General features: G+C 71.8%; 16 protein-coding genes and 1 pseudogene. 13 read left to right on the plus strand and 4 right to left on the minus strand.

All coding sequences use genetic code 11. From position 1 onward, the window contains the following. Positions 1 to 83 precede the first annotated feature (83 nt). From IEZ17_RS21570 to IEZ17_RS21580, 3 genes are all read left to right on the plus strand, one after another. A complete protein-coding gene (locus IEZ17_RS21570; RefSeq protein WP_189302586.1) occupies positions 84 to 602 on the plus strand; it encodes a MarR family winged helix-turn-helix transcriptional regulator in 519 nt (172 codons plus the stop codon). Continuing rightward, positions 593 to 1,885 (plus strand): MFS transporter, encoded by a 1,293-nt coding sequence (locus tag IEZ17_RS21575; RefSeq protein WP_189302588.1) that lies wholly within the window; start codon positions 593 to 595, stop codon positions 1,883 to 1,885. The genes IEZ17_RS21570 and IEZ17_RS21575 overlap by 10 nt, the downstream gene beginning before the upstream one ends. A gap of 117 nt (positions 1,886 to 2,002) precedes the next feature. Further along, positions 2,003 to 2,599: a Type-2Aa cytolytic delta-endotoxin gene (locus IEZ17_RS21580; protein ID WP_189302590.1), complete on the plus strand. Its 597-nt coding sequence runs from the start codon at positions 2,003 to 2,005 to the stop codon at positions 2,597 to 2,599. Between the two features lie 139 nt (positions 2,600 to 2,738). On the opposite strand, the pseudogene IEZ17_RS44195 reads toward IEZ17_RS21580, so the two are convergent. Then, a pseudogene (locus tag IEZ17_RS44195) lies at positions 2,739 to 2,882 on the minus strand (serine/threonine protein phosphatase); the annotation flags it as partial. Positions 2,883 to 3,243: 361 nt separating this feature from the next. Here IEZ17_RS44195 and IEZ17_RS21590 point away from each other — a divergent pair. The 3 genes from IEZ17_RS21590 to IEZ17_RS21600 all read left to right on the plus strand — a co-directional run bounded on the left by IEZ17_RS21590 (position 3,244) and on the right by IEZ17_RS21600 (position 6,860). Then, a complete protein-coding gene (locus IEZ17_RS21590) occupies positions 3,244 to 5,844 on the plus strand; it encodes an ATP-dependent Clp protease ATP-binding subunit (protein WP_189302591.1) in 2,601 nt (866 codons plus the stop codon). 58 nt (positions 5,845 to 5,902) lie between these two features. Continuing rightward, a complete protein-coding gene (locus IEZ17_RS21595; RefSeq protein WP_189302593.1) occupies positions 5,903 to 6,403 on the plus strand; it encodes a DUF6328 family protein in 501 nt (166 codons plus the stop codon). Between the two features lie 190 nt (positions 6,404 to 6,593). Beyond that, entirely contained in the window at positions 6,594 to 6,860 is a 267-nt protein-coding gene (locus IEZ17_RS21600) for a metallothionein (RefSeq protein ID WP_189302595.1), read from the plus strand. 42 nt (positions 6,861 to 6,902) lie between these two features. On the opposite strand, the gene IEZ17_RS21605 is transcribed toward IEZ17_RS21600, so the two are convergent. From IEZ17_RS21605 to IEZ17_RS21615, 3 genes are all read right to left on the minus strand, one after another. Continuing rightward, positions 6,903 to 8,045 carry a hypothetical protein gene (locus tag IEZ17_RS21605; protein WP_229852478.1) on the minus strand — a complete coding sequence of 381 codons (1,143 nt, stop codon included), beginning with the start codon at positions 8,043 to 8,045 and terminating at the stop codon, positions 6,903 to 6,905. Positions 8,046 to 8,315: 270 nt separating this feature from the next. Next, the gene (locus IEZ17_RS21610; RefSeq protein WP_189302597.1) at positions 8,316 to 9,098 is read right to left on the minus strand and encodes a VOC family protein; all 783 of its coding nucleotides are present in this window, start codon (positions 9,096 to 9,098) and stop codon (positions 8,316 to 8,318) included. A 10-nt stretch (positions 9,099 to 9,108) separates the two neighbouring features. Then, positions 9,109 to 9,270, minus strand: a complete 162-nt coding sequence (locus IEZ17_RS21615) for a hydrophobic protein (RefSeq protein ID WP_189302599.1) — start codon at positions 9,268 to 9,270, stop codon at positions 9,109 to 9,111. Positions 9,271 to 9,554: 284 nt separating this feature from the next. Here IEZ17_RS21615 and IEZ17_RS21620 point away from each other — a divergent pair, with 284 nt between their 5' ends. The 7 genes from IEZ17_RS21620 (at position 9,555) to IEZ17_RS21650 (ending at position 18,793) form a co-directional block, all read left to right on the plus strand. Beyond that, positions 9,555 to 9,743 (plus strand): DUF6381 family protein, encoded by a 189-nt coding sequence (locus IEZ17_RS21620; protein WP_189302601.1) that lies wholly within the window; start codon positions 9,555 to 9,557, stop codon positions 9,741 to 9,743. A 394-nt stretch (positions 9,744 to 10,137) separates the two neighbouring features. Continuing rightward, positions 10,138 to 11,169: an alpha/beta fold hydrolase gene (locus IEZ17_RS21625; RefSeq protein ID WP_189302602.1), complete on the plus strand. Its 1,032-nt coding sequence runs from the start codon at positions 10,138 to 10,140 to the stop codon at positions 11,167 to 11,169. Positions 11,170 to 11,258: 89 nt separating this feature from the next. Next, the gene (locus IEZ17_RS21630) at positions 11,259 to 12,389 is read left to right on the plus strand and encodes a P-loop NTPase family protein (RefSeq protein ID WP_189302604.1); all 1,131 of its coding nucleotides are present in this window, start codon (positions 11,259 to 11,261) and stop codon (positions 12,387 to 12,389) included. Beyond that, positions 12,370 to 15,507 carry an AAA family ATPase gene (locus tag IEZ17_RS21635; protein WP_189302606.1) on the plus strand — a complete coding sequence of 1,046 codons (3,138 nt, stop codon included), beginning with the start codon at positions 12,370 to 12,372 and terminating at the stop codon, positions 15,505 to 15,507. The genes IEZ17_RS21630 and IEZ17_RS21635 overlap by 20 nt, the downstream gene beginning before the upstream one ends. Continuing rightward, the gene (locus IEZ17_RS21640) at positions 15,504 to 16,628 is read left to right on the plus strand and encodes a trypsin-like peptidase domain-containing protein (RefSeq protein WP_189302608.1); all 1,125 of its coding nucleotides are present in this window, start codon (positions 15,504 to 15,506) and stop codon (positions 16,626 to 16,628) included. The genes IEZ17_RS21635 and IEZ17_RS21640 overlap by 4 nt, the downstream gene beginning before the upstream one ends. 105 nt (positions 16,629 to 16,733) lie before the next feature. Next, entirely contained in the window at positions 16,734 to 17,804 is a 1,071-nt protein-coding gene (locus tag IEZ17_RS21645; RefSeq protein WP_189302610.1) for a trypsin-like serine peptidase, read from the plus strand. After that, entirely contained in the window at positions 17,801 to 18,793 is a 993-nt protein-coding gene (locus tag IEZ17_RS21650) for a hypothetical protein (RefSeq protein ID WP_189302612.1), read from the plus strand. The genes IEZ17_RS21645 and IEZ17_RS21650 overlap by 4 nt, the downstream gene beginning before the upstream one ends.

Here is an 18,793-nt window from a genome sequence, read left to right on the forward strand (position 1 = left end):
CGCTGCCAGGCTGTTGGTCTCCCACACCATGTCTCGTACACATTTCCAACAGCGCTTATATAAGTACTGTTACGCTGCCGCTCATGGCCCAGGACCCCGCGCTCCGCCCGAACACCACCCCCGACCCCACCCACCGGAGCCGCTGGCGTCCACTGCGGCTGCTCCAGGCATCGATGGACGCGGATATCGCCCGGATCTACGCGGAGCGGCAGATCGACGGGCTGAAGCCGAACTACGTGAGGGAGCTGCTCCGGCTGCACGCCCTCGGGCCGATGACGATCACCGAGCTGGCCGAGTCGGTCGGCTACACGCATTCGGCGCTCAGCCAGAAGGTGGCCGCGATGCGCGCGGCCGGGTGGGTGCGGACCGTGGCGGGCGAGGACGCGCGCACGAAGAAGGTGGCGCTCACGGAGCGGGCCGGCGCCGTGGTCGGCCGGCTGGCGGCGGAGTGGCGGGCGACCGAAGCCGCCCTCGCCGAGCTGGAGGCGGAGATTCCCTATCCGCTGACCCAGGTCGTCACCGATATCGAGCGGGCGCTGGAGCGCAGGAGCTTCCACGACCGGATCGCCGAGAAGCTGGCCGCGGACCCGGCATGGGACTGAGGCGTGTGAAGGGGAAGGGGGACGGGACGGGCGCCCGGGGTGTGCTGCTGGACGTGGCACCGCTGCGGTCGTCACCGACCTTCCGGCGGTTGTGGATCGGTACGGCGCTGTCCGGGCTCGGCAGCCAGATGACGCTGGTCGCCGTGATGTTCCAGGTCTGGCAGTTGACGCACAGCACCGCCTGGACCGGCGCGGTCGCCCTCGCCCAGGCCGTTCCGCTCATCGTGTTCGGGCTGTTCGCCGGGTCGGTCGTCGACCGGGTGGACCGGCGGGCGTTCTACCTGTGCACGACCCTGGGGCAGGCCGGGTGTTCGCTCCTGCTCGCCGTGCAGAGCTTCCTCGGCGGCCTGCCGGCGGCGGGTGTCCTGCTCCTGGTCGCGGTGCAGTCCTGTTTCGTCGCCGGCAGCGGACCGGCGTTCCGCACCTTCGTCCCGCACCTGCTGCCGAAGCGGCAACTGGCCGCCGGGCTCGCGCTGAAGCGGATCGCTTTCCAGGGCGCGATGCTGCTGGGGCCCGCGCTGGGTGGGGTGGTCCTCGGCGAGCTCGGCATCGGCGCCTGCTATCTGGTCGACGCGCTGACGTTCGCCGCGGGGCTCTACGGGGCGTTCGGTCTGCCGCCGTTACCGCCGGGAGACGAGCCGGCGAGGCCGGGGCTGCGCGGCGTACGGGACGGCCTGGCCTTCCTGGTCCGCACCCCGGTCATACGCGGGGCCCTGCTCACGGACCTGGCCGCCACCGTGCTGTCGATGCCGATCAGCCTGTTCCCGCTGGTCAACTCCGAACGGTTCGGGGGCAATCCGCGGACGCTCGGGCTGTTTCTCACCGCGCTGGCCGCCGGCGGCGTGGTCGCGTCCGTCTTCTCCGGGAGTTTTACCCGGCTCCCCCGCCCCGGTCTGGTCATGCTCGGCGGATCGGCCGCCTGGGGCGGGGCGTTGGCGCTGTTCGGGCTGTCGCCCAACGCGTGGTGCGGGCTGGCCTTCCTGGTCGTGGCGGGTGCCGCGGACACCGTGTCCGTGGTGTCCAGGAACACCCTCGTCCAGACGCACACCCCGAGCGAACTGCTCGGCCGGGTGGGCGCCGCCGAGCAGATCGTCGGGCAGGGCGGCCCGGACCTGGGCAATATGCGCGGCGGTCTCGTGGCGGACGCGACGTCGGGTGCCGCGGCTCTGGTCAGCGGCGGCCTGCTGTGCATCGGCGCGGTCGTCCTGGTGGGCCTGGGCACGCCGGGTCTGCGCGGGGCCGACGCGACCGCCACCGCACAAACGGCGCCAACCGGCCCGTAGCGCAGCGCGGCGCGCGGCGGCGGCGCGGAAAGTGCGAGGGCGCCCCCGTCATCTCGTGGGGCGGGCGGCATACTTGCCGGTCGGCGCGACGCGATCATTCGCATGTGAGGAGCAGTCATGTCCGACCAGCCCACCGCCGAGAAGACGACCTTCAGGACGGTCTTCGAGGTGGGCCCCGCTGCGCTGGAGCAGGCGCAGGGCATTGCCGACGCGTTCCAGCACGCCATCGCCCCGGCGACCGTGGATTTCGACTTCGGTGAGATCAGCCGGGCGGCGGGCGCCATCCCCGGCGGTTCGACGGTCAAGATCGTGCGCGGCTGGGGGCTCCAGGAGACGGCTCCCGTGGGCGTCATGGTGCTCTCGCTCAGGGAGGCGGTCCGCCAGGCGCTCACGCACCCGTTCAGCAACCCCGTCTTCTGGGACAAGGCCGAGGCCGCGCTCGCCGAGGCCTTCCTCGGCCTCGACGCGCAGGAGGGCACGCACCTCTCGTTCCACGGGGACTCCGCGGAGAGCACCAGCTACTACTACAACGTGCTGTTCGCCCTCCAGGACGAGGAGACCGAGGGCCACGTCTACGCTGTCGCCTGCTGTGTCGACGTGACCCTGGCGCTGACCGCGGACGAGGTGCGGACGCTGGCCCTCGACGACGTCGTGCGGTGCGGGATCCGGCTGAACGCGATCGCCGTACGGCAAGGGCTCCCCGGCGCGGCCTGACGCCCGGGGGCCCCAGCCGGGTGCGGCCGGGGTCCGGCGCCCCGGGGCCCGGTGCGGGTGCGGGCCAGGGCCGCACCCGCCATTCGCGCAGCAGGATCGTGGCGTCGTCGTTCAGCGTGTTGCCGTGGTGCTCCATGGTCGAGTGGATCAGGCTGCGGAGCGCCTCGGCGGCGGGTTCGCCTGCGGCGGTGGCGCGGATGATGTCGGCGGTGAGACCTTCGAGGCCCAGGGGGGCACCGCCGGCCATCCGTGCTTCGGTGACGCCGTCGGTGTAGAGGGGCACGCGGTCGCCCGGCTCCAGGGCGACCTGGCGGAAGGCCGCCTGCGGCGCCGGGCGGCGCGGCGAGCGGCCGGGCGGGCGCCGGGCCGGTGCGGCGCCGTGCGCCGTGCAGCGGTGAGGCTCTGAGCGGGCCAAGCCGCTCCGCGGGCGGCTTGGCCCGGGGTGTCATTCGGGGGTGCCGCCCCCGGGTTCCGCGCTCCCCTGTCCCCCGGGTGCGGACAGCCCGCCGGGCGCGGATCCTGAAGCAGAGGAGTCGAGGAGTCGCAGCCGACGACTGCACGGGGGAGCACTGCACAGGAATGAGCGCTACGAACCCGACCAGACAGCGTGTCGCGGCACCGTCGTGACAGCGGAACGGACGCACATGAGCAACGGATTCATGGGTCCGGAGGGTAATGGCCCGGACTCGTTTGGTGACTTTCTCTCGCGGTTCTTCGGGCGCAGCGCGCAGTCACCCGCCGGCGAGGGAGGACAGCCCATGCCCAGGCAGGCGGACATCGCCCGGCTGATGAGCGGCTCCGCCCGGGATCTGGTGACCTCCGCTGCCGCGTACGCCGCCGAACACGGCAGTCCCGAACTCGGTACCGAGCATCTGCTGCGGGCGGCCCTCAGCACGGAGCCGACCCGGAGCCTGATGCGGCAGCAGGGTGCGGATCCGGATGCGCTGGCGGCGGAGATCGACCGCAATGCGGGCTCCGGGCCGCTGCAGAAGAGCGTCGCGGTGACACCGGCGGTGAAGCGGGCGCTGCTGGGGGCGCATGAGCTGGCGCGCGGCACGGGGGCCTCGTACATCGGTCCGGAGCATGTGCTGGAGGCGCTGGCCGGGAATCTGGACTCGGCGGCCGGGCGGATTCTGAACCTCGCGCACTTCGATGCGCAGGCGTCGGCCGCCTCGCACGGCAGCGCCGGCGGGCATCCGCCGGCGGGGTCGGGCGGCGAGCACGGGGCCGTACCGCATCACGACACGCCGACGCTGGACAAGTACAGCCGCGATCTGACGGATCTCGCGCGAGCCGGCCGGATCGATCCGGTCATCGGCCGCGAGGAGGAGATCGAGCAGACGATCGAGGTGCTGTCGCGGCGGGGGAAGAACAACCCGGTGCTGGTCGGTGACGCGGGGGTCGGCAAGACGGCGATCGTGGAGGGGCTGGCGCAGCGGCTGGCGGACGGGGACGTGCCGGAGACGCTGGCCGGGCGGCGGATCGTGGCGCTGGATCTGACCTCGGTGGTCGCCGGTACGCGGTACCGCGGTGACTTCGAGGAGCGGATGAACAACATCATCGAGGAGGTCCGCGCGCACACCGACTCGCTGATCGTCTTCATCGACGAGCTGCACACGGTCGTCGGTGCGGGCGGCGGCACGGGGGACGGCGGAGCACTGGAGGCCAGCAACATGCTCAAACCGGCGCTGGCGCGGGGCGAGTTGCATGTCATCGGGGCCAGCACGCTGGAGGAGTACCGGCGGCACATCGAGAAGGACGCGGCGCTCGCCCGCCGCTTCCAGCCCATCATCGTGCCCGAGCCGACGATCCCCGACACGGTGGAGATCCTGCGCGGGTTGCAGGACCGCTACGAGGCCCACCATCAGGTGCGCTACACGACCGAGGCGGTGCTGGCGGCCGTGGAGCTGTCCGACCGCTACATCACCGACCGGTTCCTGCCGGACAAGGCCATCGATCTGATCGACCAGGCGGGCGCCCGGGTACGGCTGCGCTCGGCCACCAAGACCACCAGCGTGCGCGATCTGGAACGCGAGGTGGAGCAGCTGGTCCGGGACAAGGACCAGGCGGTCGCCTCCGAGCAGTACGAGCGGGCGACCGAGCTGCGGGACCGGATCTCCGACCTCAACCAGCGGATCGAGGGCATCCAGACGAACCAGGAGGCGCGGCCGGTGGTCGGTGACGGCCGGATCGTGGAGGTGACTTCCGAGGACATCGCGGAGGTCGTGTCACGGCAGACCGGCGTACCGGTGAGCAGTCTGACGGAGGAGGAGAAGGACCGGCTGCTCGGGCTGCAAGGGCGGCTCCAGGGGCGGGTGATCGGGCAGGAGGACGCGGTGACGGCCGTCTCGGAGGCGGTGCTGCGCTCGCGCGCCGGGCTCGCCGACCCGAACCGGCCGATCGGCAGCTTCCTCTTCCTCGGTCCGACCGGTGTCGGCAAGACGGAACTCGCCCGGGCGCTTGCCCAGGCGCTGTTCGGCAGTGAGGACCGGATGGTACGGCTCGACATGAGCGAGTATCAGGAGCGGCACACGGTCAGCCGGCTGATCGGCGCCCCGCCCGGATACATCGGCCATGAGGACGCGGGGCAGCTGACCGAGGCGGTACGCCATCACCCGTACTCGCTGCTGCTGCTCGACGAGGTCGAAAAGGCCCATCCGGACGTCTTCAACATGCTGTTGCAGGTCCTGGACGACGGACATCTGACGGACTCTCAGGGACGGACGGTGGACTTCAAGAACACCGTGATCGTGATGACCAGCAACCTCGGCTCGGAGGCGCTCAGCGGCGGTCGCGGGGTGCTCGGTTTCGGTACGGCAGAGGCGGGAGCGGGGGCGGACGACGGTGCGCGGGAGCGGGCGCTGGCGGCTCTGCGCGGGCACTTCCGGCCCGAATTCCTCAACCGGCTCGACGAGATCATCGTGTTCCGGCAGCTCACCGACAAGCAGTTGCACCAGATCACCGGTCTGCTGCTGGAGGGGACGGGCCGCCGGCTGCACGCCCAGGGCGTCTCCGTCGACTTCACCCCGAGGGCGGTGGACTGGCTCACCCGCCGCGGGCACCAGCCCGAATACGGCGCCCGGCCGCTGCGCCGCACCATCCAGCGCGAGGTCGACAACCGGCTGTCCCGGCTGCTGCTCGACGGGGCGCTGTCGACCGGGGACCAGGTGCAGGTGGACGTCCAGGACGACGAGTTGGCGTTCCACGTCACCGAGCAGGCGAAGAACCCGGCGCCGACGAGCTGAGCCGGGAACCGGATACGGGAATCGGGTACGCGGCAATGCGCGGAGACGGCGAGGAGAGGTGAACCAGGGCGAGCCGGCCGGCCCGGAGCCGCACGGTCGTCACGAGACGCCGGAGGAGCGTGCCGACCGGCGGTGGAGCGAACTCCTGCAAGAGGTACGGGTCATCCAGACCGGCGTGCAGATCCTCTTCGGGTTTCTGCTCACCGTCGTCTTCACCCCGCGGTTCGCCGTCCTCGGCCAGGCCGACCGCGTCATCTACGTCGTCACCGTGCTGCTGGGCGCGGCCACCACCGGTGCGCTGGTCGGGACGGTGACCTTCCACCGGCTGGTCACCGGGCACCGGCTCAAGCCGCAGACCGTGCTCTGGGCCTCGCGGCTGGCGCTCGTCGGTGTCGTACTGCTGCTGGCCACGGTCGCCTCGTCGCTGCTGCTGATTCTGCGTATCGCGCTGAACGGCAGTGCCGCGCCCTGGGTCGTGGCGGGCCTGGTCGCGTGGTTCGTCCTGTGCTGGTTCGCACTGCCTGCCTGGGTCCTGCACCGCTACTCGTCGCGGCAGTGAGCTGCCTCTGCGGGTGGACGGGGCCGGTGCGACGATGGAAGGGAGGTGCCGGCGGGCGCGCCGAGCCGGAAGCGCCCGACATCGCAGGGGGCTCACCTCGCGGTGCGTTCACCGGAGCCGTCGCCACACCCAGTCACACCCAGCCACACCCAGCCAAGGGTCCAGGGATCTGCGGAACGGAGGGATCACCATGGCAGTCTGCGAAGTCTGCGGGAACGACTACGCGCGGGGATTCGAGGTGCGCACCGCGGGCGAGGTCCATGTCTTCGACTGTGTGGAGTGCGCGGCGCATCTGCTCGCCCCGACCTGCGAGAACTGCGAGTGCCGGATTCTCGGCCACGGCCTGGAGGCGGACGGCCGGTATTTCTGCTGTGCGCACTGTGCACGGATCCGGGGAGTCACGGAGCTGGCCGACAACACCAGAATGGCCGCGGGCCCGGCGCTGCATGCGAGATGAGGCGGCCGTCCCCAAGGGACAGCCGCCTCATCCGCTTGCCGCTTACGCACCGGCCGTCGCGGGAGCCACCCTGCGCGGGCGCAGGAGCAGCGCCGCACCGGCGAGGCCGGCACTGAGGATCGCCAGACCGACCGCCAGCAGCTCCGGCCACATGGTGGCGTCGCCCAGGCTGCTGCTGAGGGGAGCCAGGACGCCGGCCCGGGAGAGGGCGTGCAGGACGATGACGGTGACCGCGGCGGTGGCACTGGCCGTCCAGATGGCGGCCGTGTCGCGCATCGCGAGCCAGCCGGCCAGCAGCAGGTAGACCGCCGCGATGGCCATCGAGATGCCGTCGGACGGGCCGCCGCGGGCCTCCGTCAGCCCCACCGGCAGATGGCTGAGCCCGCAGAGGGCCAGCGCCGCGGCGGCGGGCCAGCGCAGTGCGGAGCGGAGCATCCCGCCGACCGCCTGGCCGGGCTGCGGAGGCGCCCCGGCCGCCGGCCATCCGGCGCCGCCCTGGGGCCCGTTGGCGCCGGGCCAGGGCGAGTGCTGCGGCCACGGCGGGGCGTCCGGGTGCAGCCCGTCGCGCATCGCCTGGTCGTGGTGTGCGGCGGTGTGCGGAGCCTGGTTCGGGTAGCCGCTATCCGCCGGGTACCCGTTGTCGGCCGGGTAGCCGCTGTCGGCGGGGCGGCCGTAGGGGTCGGGATACGGTTCGAGGAGGGGGTCGTTGACGGTCGACATGGCGGAGGTCGCCTGGCCCATCATGTCGGCGTGGCCGTCGGGGAAGTTGTCGCCGCCCGGCGGGCCCTCGACGGGGAAGCGGGCCTCCCGCGCACCGTCGAACAGCCGGATCAGCTGGACGACCTCGTCGACGGATCTGTTCACTGCCGCCGCACGCAGCGCCTCGTAGCTCGACTCCGCGGTGTGCGGGGCTTCGCCGAGCATGGCGAGGAGCGGCCCGAGCTCGCTCACCGGCCGGGTCATCGCCGCCGCTTTCAGGACTTCGTCGCCTGGATTGGGGTCTTCGCCGGTGCGCTTGAGCAGTTCCACGAGGGCGGCGACCTCCTCCACGGGCCTCGTGGTGGCTGCCGTCCACACGAGGGTGCGGACCGAGACGTTTTCCGGATGCGTGGGCGGAACGTGTTCGCCGGGGTCTGTCGGTGACAGGTCGGCGTCGCCCCCACCAGGAGCTGGTTCAGATGACATGTAGGGACTCCACTGAACGAGGGGGAGCGTCGGGCACCGGAGGCGCTGACACTCATCGGGCGTTGTGCGTGCTTTGGTTCAGCCAACGTCCCTCTTGGCCGCCCGCGCCATTCAGGAATGGCCATCCGGTGGAGACACGCCGTGGACCCGGGAAAACGCCGGGCGTGTCGGCGGTGACGGGCGCGGGTCCGTCGGCCGGCCAGGCCCGCGGTCCCGCTCCTGCCGAACGGCGGGTCGGCTTCCGTCGCCGGTCAGTGCGCTCTCCGCTCCCTATGTGGTCGCGACGGTGAACAGTCCGCCCTGGGGGTCGCGGATGACGGCCTGGCAGCCGCTGCCGTCGACCATCGGCGTGACCGGGAGGACGAAGCCGCCGGCAGCGACGGCGGCTTCGGTGACCCTCTCGATGTCGTGCACGGGGAAGTAGACGTGCCAGCGGGGCCGGACATGCGGGTCCGGGGCGGCTTCGACGGCCCCGCCGCGCAGTGCGGCCACGGTCTGCGCGCCGTCCCGCACGATCACCTCGTCGTGCTCGTAGGTGATGTCGCAGCCGCCGGGCTGGTCGGGGGCCCAGCCGAAGACCTCCCCGTAGAAGATCGCCGCGTCGAAGGCATCGCGGGTCCGCAGCTCCAGGCACATCGGCGCCTCCCCCTCCCCCACGGCCCAGGAGAGGGTCTGGCCTTCCCAGAGGCCGAACACCGCTCCGTCGCGGTCGGCGGCGAGCGCCGCGCGCCCCTTGCCCAGTTCGAGCGGGCCCACCGCGAGTGTGGCGCCGCGCTCGCGGATCCGGGCGGCCGTCTCATTGGCGCTGTCCACGGCGAAGTACGGGGTCCAGGCGACGGGGATCCGCCAGCTCGGCGGCAGCAGCCCGATCCCGGCGACCGGCTGGCCCTCGGCGATGGCGATGGAGAATTCGGCCCCCATTTTCCCCGGGCGGAAGCTCCAGCCGAGGACCTCGCCGTAGAACTTCTCCGCGCCCGGGAGGTCGTGGGTCATCAGGCTCACCCAGCACGGGGCACCGCCTATGGCAGCGGTGGCGGGCATGATCACCGACATGGGAATCCGCCTACCAGTGGTCCCGGCGACCGCGCGTGCCGCGGGAACGGAAGAGGAAGCCGAGCAGCAGGGACGCCAGCAGCGCGATGGCCACGATCCACAGCAGCTTCATCACGAAACCGGCACCCAGGAAGATCAGAACGAGCAGCAGGACAAGCACGAGAGGGACCATCGGGATCAACCTCCGGACAGGCTGGTTCCCTACATGGCCACCATTATGCGCTTATGCCGACCGACAGGATGCCCGCTACGTTTCGGAAGCACCCGACCGCATTTCGTGAATGCGCTATCGCGCTGCGTGACATTTCGACGTGCTAAAGGGCGCGCGCCCTGATTCGCTGGATACAGCAGATTTCCGCGACGCCGTACGGAGCCGCCGTACGAATCGGTGACCTCGTAAAAGCAGCGACGCCGCACGAGTCGGTAAGGGCGAATCGGTAACGGTAAGGAATGGTCATGGGCACGGACGAGACACGCCAACGCCTCCAGCACATGCGGGAAAAGGCTCAGGAGCTGGCCGAGGCCGCGCAGCACACCAGTGATCCGAAGGAGAAGCAGCGGCTCCAGGAGAAGTCGCGCCGGCTGCAGAGCCGGAGCGAGCAGGAGAGCGCCATGCGCGCCGGGGACATCTACCCCTCCCTGTGAGCGTGCGGACGCATGACGGAATGCACCGCCGGCAGGGCGCGCTCCCGTGCGCGATGCGGCGGGCCGGTCGTCTCGCCGGCAGCCTGCACGGCCGCGCCCGCCGCCCCCACCACCCGCCGCGCCCAGCGGAGTTCGGCGGGTGACGGCTGCCGGGCACGGTGGGCCGGGCGGTGTCCGGCACACAACAGCGGCTGCTTGTGGCGCAGTTGAGCCCTTCGAGAGGACGACGCCGGGGACTCGCGCGGCTCGCGGAGGGGCCGGCACCGCGGTTTCCGCCCCGGCGGCCTGACGACGGCCGGCCGCCCGGCTGTTCGAGTGGCTTACCGGCCGGTGCCGATGCGTCGTCCGCACCGCCGGGAAGAGGTGCGGCGGAGGAACGGCGGCAGGAGGCGGCATGCACCCCAGGCAGCCCACCGTGGTCTATGTGCACGGCATCGGGAACAAGGTCCGCTCGGAATTACTGAAGTCGCAATGGGACCAGGCGCTCTTCGGCAAGGACATGGCCGAGGCTTCCCGTATGGCGTATTGGGCCCCGCTGCGGTACGAGAAACCGCTGCCGGATTTCCGGCCGGATCCGATGGACGGCGAGCCGGTGGCACTCACGGAGTCGGCCGGTCCGGAACGTTCCGCGACGACGGAAATGACGGAATCCGCGCGGGCGGCCGAGTCCGGGGTATTCGCCGATCCCGAGGAATTCGTGGCGCTGACCGTTTCCGAGGCGTGGCGGGAATGCGGCGCCGTCGGACCAGAGGGCCGGGCCGGCGGGGGCCGGGAGAGGCTGGACGACGAGCGGGCGGTGGTGGAAGGCGCGCTGGTCGACTGGCTGCGGGACATGACGTATCTGGCCGAGACCCTGGGCAACGCGGAGACCGGCGGCGAGGCGGAAGAGGGCGACGGCGGTGCACTTCCGCTGGAGCTGCTGCCGCTGCCCCGGCCGCTGCGCACGGGGGTGTTCCGGGAGCTGGCCAGGCACACGTTCAAGGATGTCCATGCGTATTTCTTCGGCGGCGCCGGACCGGCGATCCGCGGGGTGGTCGAGCAGGCGCTGGACGGGCTGGACGGCGGGCCGCTGGTGGTCGTCGGCCACAGCCTCGGATCGGTGGTGGCCTACGAGGTACTGACGGAGCGGGGGCAGGAGGTGGAGCTGCTGGTCACGCTGGGGTCGCCGCTGGCGATCACCGAGGTGCAGGACCAGTTGGCCCGTCCGCCGGCGGTTCCGGAGGGGGTGCTGGCCTGGCGCAACGCGTCGGACCTGCGGGATCTGGTGGCGCTCGACCACACCCTGCGGCCGGAGTTCGGACCGCCGGAGCGGATCACCGATCTGCTGGTCACCAACGACAGCGGGAACCACCACGGGATCGGTCAGTATCTGACGCAGCCGCCGGTCAGAGAGCCGGTACAGCGGATCTTCGATCACCTTGCGTGAGCACAGACCGGGTGGAAACATGACAAAGAGGAGGAAGTGCAGGAGTCGGCCCGTTCCGCGCTACCGAGGGGCGGGTGGGTAGGTGTGGCATGCCACTGAATGAAGCGGAATGGTTCGCGGTCACCAATTGGTTGGCGCAGTACCTCTTTCTCGACACCGACCACCCTCGTACCGAGCTCCTGAACTACGGTTTCTCCGAGGAATTCGTCACAGCACTCCCCATCACGACGGTCAGCGCGGAAAACGCCCGTTCCCTGGTGCGGGCAGCCCGCCGGAATATCCGGCAACAGGTGGAACTCCTGAAGGTCGTAAACCACCTCGACCAGCTGTCCACGCTGCCCGAAATCGGCACCGCCCGGGAATTCCTCCACCGCTTGCAGGAAGACCTGGAGATCCACGCCCGGCAGGACACCTTCCGCACCTGCGTCCTCAAGAACGGCACCGAGGCGTTCATCGACCGGAAGGAACTGCGCGAGACGCTGCGCCGGTTCGTCGACGACCGGGAGAAGTTCGTCCTGGCGGTGGACGGCGATCCGGGCAGCGGCCGGTCGTACACCTACACCTTTCTGCGCCATATCGCGCAGCACAGCGGATTCCACCCGGTCCGCGTCGTCCTGTCGCACACCTCCACCGCCTCGCAGGTCATCCGGCGGCTGGCCGCCTTCCTCTCCGATCCGCACACCGGAGCCCAGCCGTTCGACCCCACCCAGCTCAACGACCTCCTCCCGGCGATCGACGACGCGGTGCACTGGGTGATCGGCCAGGCGACCGCCGCCGACGAGCACTACTGGCTGGTCCTCGACGAATGCGACAAGCTCGACCCCCGTTCCGACGTCTGGGACTTCATCGGCCAACTCGCGCTGGCGATTTACGAGCACGCCGCCGTGCGCGGCGACCAGGCGCCGCGGCTCGTCCTCCTCGGATACGGCCGGTCGATGTACCAACTGCCGTACGACCTCCGGGGAAGCCTGTGCTGGGACACCGCGCGGGTGGTCGAACGCCAGGATCTGCACAGCTTCTTCGACCAGTACTTCCACGAATCACCGCCCCGGCTGACCGATACGGCGCAGCCCGAGGAATCCGTCATCGCCGGTCTGGTCGACGAGGCGGTGGACGCGGTGCTCCAGGACTCCAGGGCGCGTGACGACGACGGCGACAGCTACATGCGGAAGATCTGCACGGCAGCGGAGAAGGCGATCCGTGTCTACCAAACCCTCTGACCCCGACCGCCCCGGACCGTGCTCCGCCGACGTACGGGAGTTGTTCAGCGCCCGGCTGCGGCAGGAACTGCGGACGGGCAAGGGATCACCGCCGGCCGTACCGGACACCCGCCGCGCCTACCGCGAGGCGGCCTGCCTGCTGTCCCGCTTCGATCCGCTGCGGCTGCGGCTGCCCGGTACGGACGCCCCGACCGGTGGCGCCGTCCTGGAACTCCTCGACGACTGCACCACCCTGGGCGCCACGGGACACGCCGAGTGGTCGCTCAAGTCCGAGATCAGGGAAGCGGCGCTACGCGCGACGGCCGGACCGGAGGCCGCCCGGCTGGCCCTGGAAGCCAACCGCGAGCAGTTCCCCACCGAGCCCGGAGGCCCGGAGGCCATCTGCCTGGCGTTCCTGACCGGCAACCTGTCGGCGACGGCACACCGGACGGCACACCGCTCGGTCGAAGAACTGGCCGACACCCTCCAGGCGGTGCTGTGGCTGTCACAGGTGCCGGACGTCCGCGGACTGCCCGACCCCGGCGAGCTCCAGAGCGCACTGGAGCGGGCCCGGCTGCTCGATCCGCTGGAACGCCTGGTGCGCGCGCCGTTCCAGGGCCGCGGCCGGGAACTCGACCAGCTGCGCAGCTACGTCGGCCTACCGGCCGGGTACGCTGCGGCCCGCAGGGAGCCGGCCGGCCGGCTCCTCAGTACGGGCGCGCACTCGGCACCGGCGCCGCCGCTGGTCATCCACGGTCCCGGCGGGATGGGCAAGAGCACCCTGCTCGCCAAGTTCCTGCTGGACACGGTGCCGGATCCGGCCCGCGGGTCCCCGGTCGCGTACGCCTCCGCCTTTCCGTTCGCCTATATCGACTTCGAGCGGCCCACCCTGTCCATCCAGGAGCCGGTGACGCTGATCGCCGAGGCCGCCCGTCAACTCGGCGTCCAGTACCCGGAGTTCCGCGCCGAGCTGGACGCGCTGGCGGACGAGTGCCAGCAGGCGGCGTGCAGCCAGCGGGAGGAGCAGGAGCGGGTGGCCCAGCTGCACCAGCTGGCCACCACCCGGGTGCTGGGGCGCAGTTCCTCGGAGGAGTTCCACACCCTGGCCACCGAGCGGGAGACCGATCTGATCCGGCGGGTGGCCGACGTCCTGGTGCGGGCGGTGGCCGCGGCCGGCCGGCAGGACCCGCCGTTCGTGCTGGCCGTCGACTCCTTCGAGGAGGCGCAGTACCGCGGATCGCCGGTGCTGGGACGCATGTGGGCGATCTGCACGTCATTCCAGCGCGTCTATCCACGGCTTCGGGTGATCGTCTCCGGCCGGGCACCGGTCGATCATCCGGCACGCAGGGTCACCTCCCTGGAGATCCGACTCCACGAACTGGACCCGCCGGCGGCCGTCGCCCTCTTGCAGTCCCTGGGCGTCAACGACCCCGATGTGGCAACCGCGTTGGCCGAGCGGGTCGGCGGCCATCCGCTGAGCCTGCGGCTCGCCGCGCGGGCCGCGGCACTCGCCGGGAGCGAGGCCGAGCAGACGGGCGACCTGATCCGCAGCCTGCCGGCCCGCCGCGAGGAGGTGTTCCGGCGCGTCGACCAGATGCTCGTCCAGGGCATCCTCTACGACCGGATCCTCAGCCATATCGCCAACGACGACGTGCGCCGGCTCGCCTATCCCGGCCTGGCGCTGCGGATCATCACCCCGGAGATCATCAAGGACGTGCTGGCCGAACCCTGCGGACTGCATGTGCCGTCGGCGGACGAGGCGCGCCGGCTGTACGGCGAACTCAGCCGACTGGACATGGTGGAGCCGGCCCGGCCGGAAGCGGTGCGCTATCGCGGCGACGTACGGGCGATCATGCTGCGGCTGCCGGGCGGCGACCGTACGGAGGTGATGCGGGCGGTCGAGCAGCGCGCGGTGGAGTACTACGCGGCACGGGACGGGCTGGAGGCACGGGCCGAGGAGATCTACCACCGGCTGCGGCTGGACGAGAATCCGCGGACGGTGGAGGAGCGGTGGCTGCCCGGCGTCGAACGGTTCCTGGCCGGGGCGCAGCAGGACATGTCCCCCCGGGCCGCGGGGCTGCTGACGGCGCGGCTCGGCGGCGGGGCACCGGACCGGGTGGCCGCGGGCGCCGACCAGGAGGACTGGGAGCGGATCGCGGCGCGCGAGGTCGAGGACCTGCTGGCCCAGGGCTTCGCCCAGGCCGCGCTGGTACGGCTCGGACAGCGGCGGCCCTGGACACCGTGCAGCCCGCTGCACGCCCTGATGGCCGAGGCTCACAACCGGCTCGGGCAGCGCGGCGAGGCACGCACGGCCGTCGCCGAGGCCATCGCACAGGCCGAGCAGGGCGGCTGCCCCGAGCGGCGGCTGGAGCTGCTGCTGCTCTCCGCGCGACTGGCCGAGGAGGCCGGCGACCTGGCGGGCGCCGACCGGCAGCTGCGGGCGGCGGAGGACGTCGCGGTCGGCCTCGGAGAGGACCTGGAGGCGATGGGCGCACGGCTGGCACGGGCCCGGCTGCCGTCCGGCACCGGCGCCGCCGAGCACTCCGGCTCCGAGGCCGGCCACCAACTCTCCACACAGCTACGTGAGTTGCCCGACGCCGTACTGGCCGATCAGCCGGTACTCGTCCGCGCCGTCGCCTCCCAGATCTACGGTCAGGACCCGGGCGCGCTGGACCACGCACTGGAGGTCGTCGGGCTGCCGACGGACGACGAGACGCTGGACACCCTGGGCGCCGCGATGCGCCGGGCGACGCACCGTCAGCCCGGACTGCTGGGCGCCGTGATGGGGATCCTGCACGATGCGGCCGGGCCGGGCGAGGCCGCCGGGACCACGGGCCCGGCCACGGCGCCCGCACCCCACGGCCCCACCCGGATCAGCGACATCCTGCGGCTGGCCCGCGACCGCGGCACCCTCACTTCGCTCGCCCGGCGGCTGCTGGCCGTCTCCGACAAGAGCGGCGAGATCGTGGCCGGCGTGGCCGCGGCGATGGGCGTGGGAACCCGCGGACGGACGACTCCGGAGCCGGACGCGGCGTACCGGCAAGCACAGGACCGGCCGGAGCGAGCCGAACCGTACCCGGCGGAACCGGCCGGTGACGAGAAGGGAAGCGGCCCGGCAGGGCCCGGTGGCCGACCATGACGGCATATCTCCCGGCGGACGACATCCTCCAGCTGCGGGACACCGCACTGGAGACCGGACTGGGCGACCCCGCCCTCCGCCCGCTGCTCTTCGACGGCATCATGACCCGCTACCGCGGCACCCTCCCGGTGCTGCCCGCCCCCGGGCATCAACTGCACTCCGACCTCAACCAGATGAACCGCGTGGAGCGGCTGGTGGACGGCTCCGTACCCCTGGAGATCTGGCTGCGCAACGCCGTGGCACAGACCACCGAGGCTGCCCCCCTCGCGACGTTCCAGCGCGCCCTGGACGACGTGGCACGGCAGGCCGGCGGCGAGCCGGACGTACTGGCCGGGCGGGCGGCCCCGGAGATCAAGGAGGAGATCGTCCACCGGGACGACACCGTCCCCATCGGGTTCCTCCGCGGCGGCGACCTGGCAGGCGCGGCCGTCGCCCGCCTCAAGGTCCCCCCGTACCAGGGCGGCGCCCCGCTCCAGCCGAACGGCTTCCCGCACGCCGGTACCGGCTGGCTCATCGCGCCGGAGCTCCTCATCACCAACCACCATGTGGTCAACGCCCGTACCGGGACCGGCGGCACACGCCCGCTGGCCGACCCCGACGATCTGCGCCTCCAGGCCCGGCACACCCACGCCCGCTTCGACTACGACACCGACGACGAGGCGACCGCCGAAGCCTGTGTCACCGAACTCGCGGCGGCCGACCAGGAGTTGGACTACGCGGTGCTGCGCCTGGCCGACTCGCCGGCCCGCCCCGCACTGAAGCTGGCCGACCGGCCGCTGACGCTCGCCGACGGCGATTTCGTGGCCGTCAACATCATCCAGCACCCGGGCGGCCTGCCGAAGCGGGTGGCACTGCGCAACAACCTCGTCTACGAGGCGGACGAACACGACGTCCGCTACTTCACCGACACCCGCGGCGGATCGTCCGGCTCGCCGGTACTGACCGACGACTGGCGGGTGGTGGCGCTCCACCGGGGGACGCGGCGGGTGGAGAACGTGGTGTTCCAGGGCCGTACGACGGCGTTCGTCAACGTCGGCACGCAGATGACCAGCGTGCTGCGGCATCTGGAAGCGCACAGCCCCGACGTCCACGCCGAGATCGCGGCGGCGCAACGGAGCTGATGCACCTGACCGAATCCGGCCGACCGGACAACCGACCCATCGACCGGCCGGCTCATCGACCGAAAGGCACACGGCAACCTCGACAGCGCGACGGAGGAGGGCGAGATGCAGAACCTGAGCCGATCACCGGTGGCGACCGGGACCGAGCGGGTCTTCTCGGATCTGTGCGAGGTGGCGGCACGGGTGCGGGACCAGCTGTCCTGGGAGATCCCCGAATCCTCGGTGGGGCTGCCCGCCGACGAACTGCCCGCCGACCAGATCTCGCAGTACGCCCGGCAGGAGCGGACCCGGGTGCTGTCGGCGGGCGCCAGCGGCCTGGAGAAGCTCGCCGCGGGACGCACCGACGAGATCAGCGACGACGAGTCCTTCGGCATGGAGGCCATCGTCCTCCTCGAAGGGCGGCCGGCCATCCTCGTCCAGAACCACGACTTCGCAGCGCAGCAGGGCGACTGGGCGGTGCTGGACGGCCACCGGGCCGCGATCCGGGAGACCCTGGCCCGGGTGGGCCGGGTGGAGATCTCCGGACACGTGAGCCTGGACTGGCTCGGTACGGGGTTCCTGGTCGGCCCGGACGTGGTGATGACGAACCGCCATGTCGCGGCGGAGTTCGCGCACGGCGCCGACGGAGGCTGGACCTTCCAGCGGGGCCTGGGTGCCGCACTGGACATGGGCGAGGAGTACACCGACACGGACGACCCGGCGGACGGCGGCCCCTCGTACGAGGTGACCGAGGTCCTGGGCATCCACGAGGACGTCGACCTGGCCCTGCTGCGGATATCCCCGTACCTCGGCGGCAGCGCGCTCCCCACTCCCCTGGCGGTGGCCGCGGACGCCCCCGCCGACCTGCCGGGGCACCCGGTGTACTGCGTCGGCTACCCGGCCTGGGACGGCCGCCGCAACGAACCGGAGTCCATGCGCCGGATCTTCATGGATGTCTACAACGTCAAACGCCTTCAGCCCGGCATGACCACCGGGCTGGAACCGGAGGAAAACGTCATGCGCCACGACTGCTCCACCTTGGGCGGCAACAGCGGCTCCCCCGTCATCGACCTCGCCGACCACCGCGTCCTGGGCCTCCACTTCGGTGGCCGCTACGGCCAGGGCAACTACGCCGTGCCACTGTGGCAGTTGGTCGACGATCCGATGCTGGCGCGGGCGGAGGTCAACTTCGTATGAGCATCGCCGAAAGCCGCGATCCGGCCGGCCCGCACCCCCGTCGGCGGACACTCCTCAAAGGGGCGCCCGCGGTGCTGCTGGGAGTGGCCGGGTGCTCGGGGGGAACCCGGGGCGGCGCGCCCGCCTCGCCGCGCCCGTCCGTGACAACCACCCGCTCTCGGCTCCCGCAGGTCCCGGTCTGGCGGCCCAGTCCGGGGGACGTTCAGCCGGAGGTGAAGGTGCGGGCCGTGGAGCTGGTGGAGGCCGTCGGTGCCTGGCCGGCCGGGGAGCGGGATGCGGCGATGGCGCGGGTGGGGGCGCTGGGGCTGGAGCCGACGCTGGTGGATCAGGCCGGGGCGCTGCGGCCCGGGGGCGCTGCGGCGGTGCTGGAGGTGGTCGATGCGCAGTACGGGGGGATTCTGGCGGACTCGGCGAGTGTGCTGGTGGTGTGCCGGCAGTGGGTGCGGCGCGGGGACGGGGCGGTGGTGGCCGGGGGGACGACGGTGGATGTGCGGCTGCGGCGGGCCCGGCCGCGGTGGGAGGTGACGGCCCTGCATCCGGCCGAGTCCGGGGCGCCGGCGGCGGCGCTGAGTGCACAGGCGCAGCGGGTGCTGGATGCGGGGTCGGCAATCCGCCTGCCGCCGGCGGCGGTTGCCGACATCCGCAGCGGGCAGGTCCATGCAAGCGTCCTGGGGGCACTGCTGAACCTGGCCCGTACGTACCGGATGGACGTGAGCGTGGTGCGGTCCGGGCATCCGCTGAAGGTGTTCGGGACGGACCGGCCCAGTGACCATCCGCGGGGGCGGGCCGTCGACGTGTGGCGGATCGACGGGCATGCGGTGGTCGATCCGGGGACGTCGCGGGCACTGGTCGAGGAGTTCATGCGGGCGGCGGCCGGTGCCGGGTCGTACAACGTCGGTGGGCCGCTCCAGTTGTCGGGTGGAGCTGCCGACCAGTTCTTCTCGGACGACACCCATCGGGATCATGTGCACATGGGCTTCGGCAACTGA

The sequence above is a fragment of the Streptomyces albospinus genome, assembly GCF_014648695.1.
Taxonomy (GTDB): Bacteria; Actinomycetota; Actinomycetes; order Streptomycetales; family Streptomycetaceae; genus Streptomyces; species Streptomyces albospinus.